Annotated in this window: 8 protein-coding genes; 6 read left to right on the top strand and 2 right to left on the bottom strand. The window is 72.0% G+C overall.

Annotation, left to right across the window (positions count from 1 at the left end):
• Nucleotides 1-63: 63 nt before the first annotated feature.
• The gene (locus AC08OQ_RS15220) at nt 64-477 is read right to left on the bottom strand and encodes a metalloregulator ArsR/SmtB family transcription factor (RefSeq protein ID WP_476602418.1); all 414 of its coding nucleotides are present in this window, start codon (nt 475-477) and stop codon (nt 64-66) included.
• Between the two features lie 174 nt (nt 478-651).
• Here AC08OQ_RS15220 and AC08OQ_RS15215 point away from each other — a divergent pair, with 174 nt between their 5' ends.
• From AC08OQ_RS15215 to AC08OQ_RS15195, 5 genes are all read left to right on the top strand, one after another.
• Nucleotides 652-1,452, top strand: a complete 801-nt coding sequence (locus tag AC08OQ_RS15215; protein ID WP_476602417.1) for an MIP/aquaporin family protein — start codon at nt 652-654, stop codon at nt 1,450-1,452.
• A 215-nt stretch (nt 1,453-1,667) separates the two neighbouring features.
• A complete protein-coding gene (locus tag AC08OQ_RS15210; RefSeq protein WP_476602416.1) occupies nt 1,668-2,369 on the top strand; it encodes an arsenate reductase/protein-tyrosine-phosphatase family protein in 702 nt (233 codons plus the stop codon).
• A gap of 36 nt (nt 2,370-2,405) precedes the next feature.
• Nucleotides 2,406-3,185 (top strand): arsenate reductase/protein-tyrosine-phosphatase family protein, encoded by a 780-nt coding sequence (locus AC08OQ_RS15205; RefSeq protein WP_476605559.1) that lies wholly within the window; start codon nt 2,406-2,408, stop codon nt 3,183-3,185.
• Between the two features lie 174 nt (nt 3,186-3,359).
• Nucleotides 3,360-4,835 (top strand): MFS transporter, encoded by a 1,476-nt coding sequence (locus tag AC08OQ_RS15200; protein ID WP_476605560.1) that lies wholly within the window; start codon nt 3,360-3,362, stop codon nt 4,833-4,835.
• 111 nt (nt 4,836-4,946) lie between these two features.
• Nucleotides 4,947-6,140 (top strand): GNAT family N-acetyltransferase, encoded by a 1,194-nt coding sequence (locus AC08OQ_RS15195; RefSeq protein WP_476605561.1) that lies wholly within the window; start codon nt 4,947-4,949, stop codon nt 6,138-6,140.
• Between the two features lie 72 nt (nt 6,141-6,212).
• Here the strand turns inward: AC08OQ_RS15195 and AC08OQ_RS15190 are convergent, their stop codons facing one another.
• The gene (locus tag AC08OQ_RS15190; RefSeq protein ID WP_476605562.1) at nt 6,213-7,010 is read right to left on the bottom strand and encodes an SDR family NAD(P)-dependent oxidoreductase; all 798 of its coding nucleotides are present in this window, start codon (nt 7,008-7,010) and stop codon (nt 6,213-6,215) included.
• Between the two features lie 579 nt (nt 7,011-7,589).
• Between AC08OQ_RS15190 and AC08OQ_RS15185 the strand changes: the two genes are divergently transcribed.
• Nucleotides 7,590-7,856, top strand: coding sequence for a hypothetical protein (locus AC08OQ_RS15185; protein ID WP_476612134.1), 267 nt, complete (start codon nt 7,590-7,592; stop codon nt 7,854-7,856).
• Nucleotides 7,857-7,926: the final 70 nt, after the last annotated feature.

Raw genomic sequence — 7,926 nt, 5'->3', positions numbered from 1 at the left:
AGGCCCTAGAGCGGGGCTCGGTCCCGGCGTACCGGGCCATGGATCGTAGGCGCCGGGGCGCCGTCAGCAGCAGGGGCTGATCATCGTGCTGAGTGCGGCGAGGGCGTCGGGTGCGGCCTTGTAGTAGGCCCAGACCCCGCGCTTGTCGCGGGTGAGCAGGCCGACGTCGACGAGGACTTTCAGGTGGTGGCTGATCGTGGGCTGGGTCAGCCCGAGCGGCTCGGTCAGCTCGCACACGCACGCCTCCCCGCCCTCGTGGGCGTAGATCAGCGACACCAGCCGCAGCCGGGTTGGGTCCGCGATCGCCTTGAGCACACCGGCGAGGCGGGCGGCGGCCTCGGCGGACAGCGGTTGACGGGTCAACGGGCTGCAACACACCCACGCTCCAGGCCCGGCCGCCGCGTCCGGGGCGCGCGTGGTCACGGCCGGGGGCGGTAGGGCGGCCGACGATGCGGCGAGGCGGGTTGCGGTGGTCATGGCCTCCAGCATGCCTCAGCTATTGACAGCGGCCTATGCCTGGGCGCATCCTCGGCGCCAGCAGTTGCTATAGATGTCGGTCGATGTCTGGAGGGTTGGGATGGCGAGGGTGCAGTTGGCGTTGAACGTCTCGGACGTGGACGCCGCGGTGGACTTCTACTTCCTGACCGCGCGATGACGGGAGAACAGCCACAGCCACATCTCGCCCGGCGGTTGGCGGCGGAGGCGGTCGGCAGCATGCTGCTGGCCGCCCTCGTCATCGGCTCCGGCATCGCCGCCCAGCAGCTCAGCCCGAACCAGACCGGCCTGGAACTAGCGGAGAACGCGGTGGCCACCGCCGCCGGCCTGTTCGCGATCATCTTGATGGTCGGGCCGGTGTCCGGGGCGCACTTCAACCCGGTCGTGTCCGCGGTCGACGCCGTCTTCGGCGGACTGTCGTGGCGGGACGTGGCCGCCTACCTGCCCGCCCAGGTCGCCGGCTGCATCGCCGGCGCCGTCCTGGCGAACTTGATGTTCGACCGGTCGGCGGTGTCGATCTCCACCCACCACCGGGCCACCTGGCCGCATCTGCTGTCCGAGGTCGTCGCCACGGCCGGCCTGCTGCTGGTCATCTTCGCCCTGGCCCGCTCGGGCCGGGCGGACAAGGCTCCGGCCGCGGTCGGCGCCTACATCGGCGCCGCCTACTGGTTCACCTCGTCCACGTCCTTCGCCAACCCGGCGATCACGACTGGCCGGATGTTCTCCGACAGCTTCGCCGGTATTGCTCCGGCGTCCGCTCCGGGGTTCATCGCCGCGCAGCTCGTCGGCGGCCTGGTCGGGACCGGGCTGATCCGCCTGTTCTACCCGCAGCTGGGCCGGGCCGCGGCGGCGGAGGTCGTCGTCGCTCATCCCGCCGCGAGCGTGAATGGCGCGGCTGCGGCCGGTGAGCCCGACCAGTCCGTCCGATCTCGTCCATCGGGGATATCCGGTACGTGACCGTCGCTCGTGCTGGGACGGTGCACCGGCCGCAAGGCGCGGGCCGCGCTCGATTCGGGAACGGTGCTCATGCTGGCGGGTCCGTGCCCGGCAGGAGCGCAGCCCGCCGCTGACCCGAGTTGTCTCTGCGGCGGCGTGGCCGGGGTGTGGCGTGCGGGCCCATCTTGACCGCAGCCACCCCCACACCGACAATCACCTCAATGGACGTTGAGTCAATGACAGTTGAGCGAAGGGCCGCGTTGCATGCGGCGCTCGCCGAGCCCGCGCGACTGGCCGTCGTCGACGCCCTGGCCCTCGGCGAAGCGTCCCCGAGCGAGCTGGGCACCGCGCTCGGAATCCCGTCGAACCTGCTCGCCCACCACCTCGCCACGCTGGAGGGCACCGGGCTGATCCGGCGGACCCGCTCGCAGGCCGACCGTCGCCGCAGCTACCTGCACCTCGTACCCGAGGCCCTGGCCACCCTCCTTCCGCCCGCGGTCCTCCCGGCGCCGCGCGTGGTCTTCGTCTGCACCCACAACACCGCACGCTCGCAGCTGGCCGCCACGCAATGGACGGCCCGAAGCAGCGTCCCCGCGGCCTCAGCCGGCACCGACCCGGCCCCGGCCGTCCACCCCCGCACGATCGACGTCGCCCATCGCCACGGCCTGGCCCTCACCGCCCCGCGCACAGCGCACCTCGACGACGTCCTGCAACCCGACGACCTCGTGGTGACCGTCTGCGACAACGCCCACGAACACCTGCGACGCCCCACGGAACGCCGGCTGCACTGGTCGGTGCCCGACCCGGTCCCGACCGACACCGACGACGCCTTCGAGTACACCTTCGCCGACCTCGCAACCCGCATTGAACGGCTCGCGGGAGCCGTCGCGGGCCCGGCGCCGGCCGCAGCGACCGTCGATCAGCACCGTCCCGCCTGACCCGCACGGCCCTCTTCCGGCAAGGAGATAAGTCCCATGACCGACTCCACCCACCCAGCCGACCGGCTATCCGGGCTCAATCTGGCCGCGCGCAACCAGGTGAAAGCAGCGATCCGCCGGCTGGCCTACGAGTACGAAACCTGCTTCACCCAAGGCGACGTGGAAGAGGTCTTTACCGACTCATTCAACCGTTTCGCTGCTACCGCCCGGGTCACCCTGTACCTGCCGGTGCTGGCAGAAAGGGGACGTAATGAAGTAACAAATACGCGATCGAGAGCATCATCGCAGTTCACAGGCCTGTGGAGGGTTCGAAACGCGCAAGTTATTTCATTTCGACTCCAAAAGATCACCCGGGAACGCCTTGAAGCATTGGCTACCACCCGCGGGCTGATCGCCAAGAAGGTCCCGGAGGTGCTGTTCGTCTGCGTGCACAACGCCGGCCGCTCCCAGATGGCCGCCGCGTTCACCCGCCACTACGCCGGCACCCAGCTGCACATCCGCACCGGCGGCTCGGACCCTGCCGAAGGCATCCACCCCGAGGTCATCGTCGCGATGAAAGAGATCGGGCTGAGTCTGGACGAGGAGTTCCCCAAGCCGCTCACCGACGACATCCTCGCTGCCGCCGACGTCGTGATCACCATGGGCTGTGGCGACACCTGCCCCTACGTTCCCGGCAATCGCTATGAGGACTGGCCCATCGACGGCCCCGCCGTCTCTGCCCCGCAGCGGGTACGGGCCATCCGCGACGACATCGGCACCCGCGTGCGCGGCCTGCTTGCCAGCCTCCTGCCCGACCAGGCTCTGCCCGCCCGCTAGCCCGCGGCCGGTTATCCGGCCCGCGTGCCCACGCCGCGTGCCCACGTCCAGCGGCCGGCCTGGCATCCGCCCCCGCACCGGCCTACTATGTCTGTGACAGAGTTTATCTGTCACAGACATAGCTGGAGAGCCGCGTCCTGCCGTGAGCGGCTTCCGCTGGAGGAGCAGGTAGCCATGGACCCGGGCGTGCGTACCTCCGCGTCCCGCAACACCCTGATGTCGCTGCTGGCCCACGAGCGGGCCCGCCCTCGCGCGGTCCGCGACCTGCCGGGCGGCTGGTGGCTGGCGGTCGCCACCGTGTGCTTCGGCGCGTTCATGGGCCAACTCGACGCCAGCATCGTCACCCTGGCCTACGGGCCGCTGTGCGCACAGTTCCACGCCCCGCTCGCTGCAGTCACCTGGGTCTCCCTGGCCTACCTGCTCACCCTGGTCGCCCTGCTGGTGCCCGTCGGCCGGCTCGCCGACGCCTACGGCCGCAAACAGTTCTACCTCTACGGACTCCTCGTCTTCACCGCCGCCTCTGCCGCCTGTGGCCTGGCTCCCAGCCTCGCCGCTTTGATCGGTTCCCGCGTCGCGCAGGCCGTCGGCGCCGCGATGCTGCAGGCCAGCAGCGTCGCCCTTGTCGCCACCAGCGCACCCCGCCCGAGGATGCGCGCCGCCCTGGGCGTCCAGGCCGCCGCCCAGGCCCTCGGCCTCGCTCTCGGCCCCACCCTCGGCGGAGCCCTGGTCACCACTCTCGGCTGGCGCTGGGTGTTCGCCATCAACGTCCCCGTCGGGACAATCGCCCTCATCGCCGGCTACTACCTGCTACCCCGCACCCGCCAGCGCACCGACCCTGCCCCCTTCGACTGGCCGGGTCTGGCCCTCCTCGCCACCGCCACCACCACCCTGCTGCTGGCCGTCTCGGCTGTCTCCGGCCTGAACCTGCCCTCCGCGGCCACCGCCATCCTCGCTATCCTCGCCCCGCTCGCCGGCTACGGCCTCGTCCGACGGGAACGCCGCGCGCCGGCACCCCTGATCGACCTGCGCCTCCTTCGCATCCCTGCCCTCGCGGGGGGACTCGTCGGCGCGCTGTGCGGCTACCTCGTCCTGTTCGGCCCGCTCGTCCTGGTCCCCGTCGTCCTCACCGACCGCGGCACCTCCCCCCTGCACGCCGGGCTGGTCCTCACCGCCCTGCCCGGAGGCTTCGCGCTCGCCGCCAGCGGCGCCGGGGCGGTCCTACCCGACCGGTGGAGCGACCGCCGCCGCTACGCGCTCGGCGCCGTCACCTGCACGATGGCACTCGCCGCCGCACTCGCCGTGCCACTGTCCGCACCCTGGCTGATCCCCCCGATGGCCGTGCTCGGCCTCGGCCTCGGCCTCTACACCCCCACCAACAACACCGCGATCATGAGTGCGATCCCGGCCCACGCGGCGGGTACCGGCGGGGGACTGGTCAACATGACCCGCGGCCTGGGCACCGCCCTCGGCGTGGCCATGGTCACCCTCGCCGTCCACCTCGCCGCCGGCCCCACCGGACCCCGCCTGGCAATCGTCGGCCTCACCGCGGCATCCCTCCTCCTGTTCGCCCCCCTCCTCGCCCCTAGCCCCGCCCGATTTTCGGCGAGTACTACGGCGACCCCCACCTGGACCACCCGTCCGTCCGTCTGACCGCCCGTCCGATCCGGGGCGGGATCGGAGGGGCGGCGCGGACAACCGGGATCCCGGTCGGGCGGGAAAAAACGCCTTGGCCGGCGGCCGGGGCTCTGCCAGGGTGGCGGCGTGATCTTTGATCCTCCCGACGGCCTGACGATGCGCCATCCCACCGCGGACGACCAGGGGCGCGTGCTCGCCGTCATGGACGACTGGTGGGGTGGCTTCCAGGGGGCCGCCGGGTCGATACAGCGCGCGCTGCTGCTGCCGCGGCTGTTCTTCCAGCACTTCACCGACAGCAGCTACCTGGTGGAACGTGCCGGCGACGGCCGCCTTGTCGCCTTCCTCGTCGGTTTCCTGTCGGCCTCGGCACCCGAGGTCGCCTACATCCACTTCGTCGGCGTCGCCCCGGCGCGCCGCCGCGGTGGTATCGCCGGCGGTCTCTACCGACGGTTCTTCCGGCTCGCCGCCACCCGTGGGGCCCGCCGCGTCGACGCGGTCACCAGCCCGGGCAACGCGACGTCGCTGGCCTTCCACATCGGCCTGGGTTTCCGGGTCGAACCCGGCGACACCATGATCGACGGCGTCCCGGTCCACTCCGACTACGACGGGCCGGGGCTGCACCGCGTCACCTTCACCCGGCCGTTGACCGCCGCCGACCTCGACGCGGCGGCAACGGCCTTCCCACGCCTGCCAACGCCGGCCGCGCACCCGCCGGCAGCGGCCCGGCTGCGCGGCGGCGACCTGCGGGTCTGCTTCCTCGGGGACTCCTTCGTCGCGGGCGTGGGCGACCCCGCCCACCTGGGCTGGGTCGGGCGTCTGGCCGCCCGCACAGAGGACGCCGGCGTGGCGCTGACCGCCTACAACCTCGGGCTCCGACGTGCCACCTCCACCGAGACCCACGCCCGATGGCGGGCGGAGTGCCTGCCCCGGCTGGCCGAGGCGGAACACCCCCGGCTCGTGATCTCCTTCGGCGTGAACGACATGACCGCCGAGGCCGACACCACGGACCCGGCGGCGGGGACCGGGACGGCCACCCGGGTCCCGCCGCGGGACTCGGTCGCCGCCCTGACGGCCCTGCTCGCCGAGGCCCGCCCCCTCATGCCGCTGCTGATGGTCGGACCGCCCCCGTCCGGTGATCCCGGCCGCGACGAGCGCGTCGCGGACCTCACCGTCCGCTACGCCGAGGTCTGCGCCGCCTACGACGTCCCCTACGTCGACGTGTTCCCCGCCCTGCGCCGCCGGCCGTCCTGGGCGCGTGAGCTCGCGCCGGTGACGGCGCGCACCCCGCGGCGGGCGGCTATACGCTGCTCACCAACCTGATCTTCGGCCCGTGGTGGCGCTGGCTGGCCGGGTGAGGATGATCCCGAAACCCCCCGGCCTACCGGAGAGGTCCTACCCGCGAGAGCCGTCCGGGGCCGGGCGGACGGCGCGTTCGGCGATCCGGATCAGCGCCCGCCGCGGCAGCAGCCGCCCACCCCGGGCCAGCAGCGCGTTGCGCCGTCCGTCGACGACCGAGGGACGGCCGCGTTCGAGGGCACGCATCGCACTGGCCACCGCCTGCTCGGGGGAACGTTTGCGCCCGACGGCGACGTCCTCGGTACCGACGACGTCGAAGAACGGCGTGTCGGTGGAGCCGGGGCACAGCGCGAGCACCCTGACCCCCGCCGGGCGGGCCTCGGCCCACAGCGCCTCGGAGAAGGACAGCACGAACGCCTTCGTCGCCGCGTACACGGCCATGTGCGCCACCGGCTGGAACGCGGCGATGCTGGCCACGTTCACGATGCTGCCGCGCCCGCGGTGCACCATCGCGGGCAGGAAGCGCGCGGTCAGCTCGACGACAGCGACACAGTTGAGCCGCACCTGCCCGACCAGCCGCGCCGCCTCGGCCCCGGCCACGTCGCCGTGCGTGGCGAACCCGGCGTTGTTCACCAGCACGTCGACCCCGCCCCCGGCGACGGCGACCCGTTCGGCGACGGCGTCGACCGCGGCCGGCTCCGCCAGATCGACGGCGATCACCTCGGTGCGCACGCCGTGACGCCGAGTGATCTCGGCGGCGTTCGCGCGCAACCGGTCCTCGCCGCGCGCGACGAGCACGAGGTCGGCGCCCCGGTCGGCGAACTCGCGGGCGAAGACGGCGCCGATGCCCGTCGACGCACCGGTGATCAGTGCGGTCTGTCCGCGGAAATCCACTGCCTCTCCCTACCACAGTTCTCCCTACCGGCAGGGTGGCCCGGCCACAGGGAGTCAGGGCTTGCCCCTGGCAGGTGGGTTATCCGCCTGTGAGTTATCTGACGGATCGCGGGTTGGCGGCGGCGGCGGGGTGTCGAGGGGACAGGATCTGGACCGATGGCTCGACGACCGGGAACACCGCGCCCCCCGACCTGCCTGGCCTGCCTGACCTGCGCCGCGGCCACCTCACCGGCGGGGGCGGGCACAGCGGGGGCGGACCCCGAGCTCGATCATCGGAAACGTACGAACTGTCCGGGGCGGACCAGGAGCAGACTCTGATCAATCTGTCAAACCGCTGTACACCACCCCCCTCTTGCGCGGTAGCTTGCGACTGGTCACAGTGTTTGCCGGATCAGCTACGCGCTGGGGTGAACCGTGCAGGTTCACCAGCATCATCGGCGTACAGCCGGCCGTGCCGACCGGCGGCGGCCCCAGCCACGGGACGACGCAACGAAGCATGGTCCCCGCCCGGTCGAACATCCGTCGCCGGGCTGTGACCGGTGCGCCACGAGGCACCGGCCGGAACGTGAGGGGATGGTCATGAACGGCATGGAACTGTCGCCCACCCGGGCCTCGGAGCGGCTCGGTCTGGCTGCCGCTGGACGGGCCGCGGCGGTACTCTCCCGGGAGATCACGTTCGCCGATCCCGATCCGGTGACGCTCACCGAACTCGACGACCGGCTGCACCGGTACGCCACGACCCTGTTCTCCGCCCCGCACACGACGCTGGTGGGCCCGGTCATCGCCGACTGGCGGCGGGTCCAGGCCGCCCTGGGACGGCGGCTGGATCTGTCGCTGATCTTGTGATCGAACTGGCCCTCTCATGATCGTCTATTGGTATCGCGCTGTGATGATCGGCCTGGTGTGACCTCCTTGA

It is taken from the genome of Frankia sp. CcCS3, assembly GCF_977927575.1.
The sequence above is the reverse complement of the archived record's forward strand: the minus strand, read 5'-3'. Positions and strand labels throughout refer to the sequence as shown.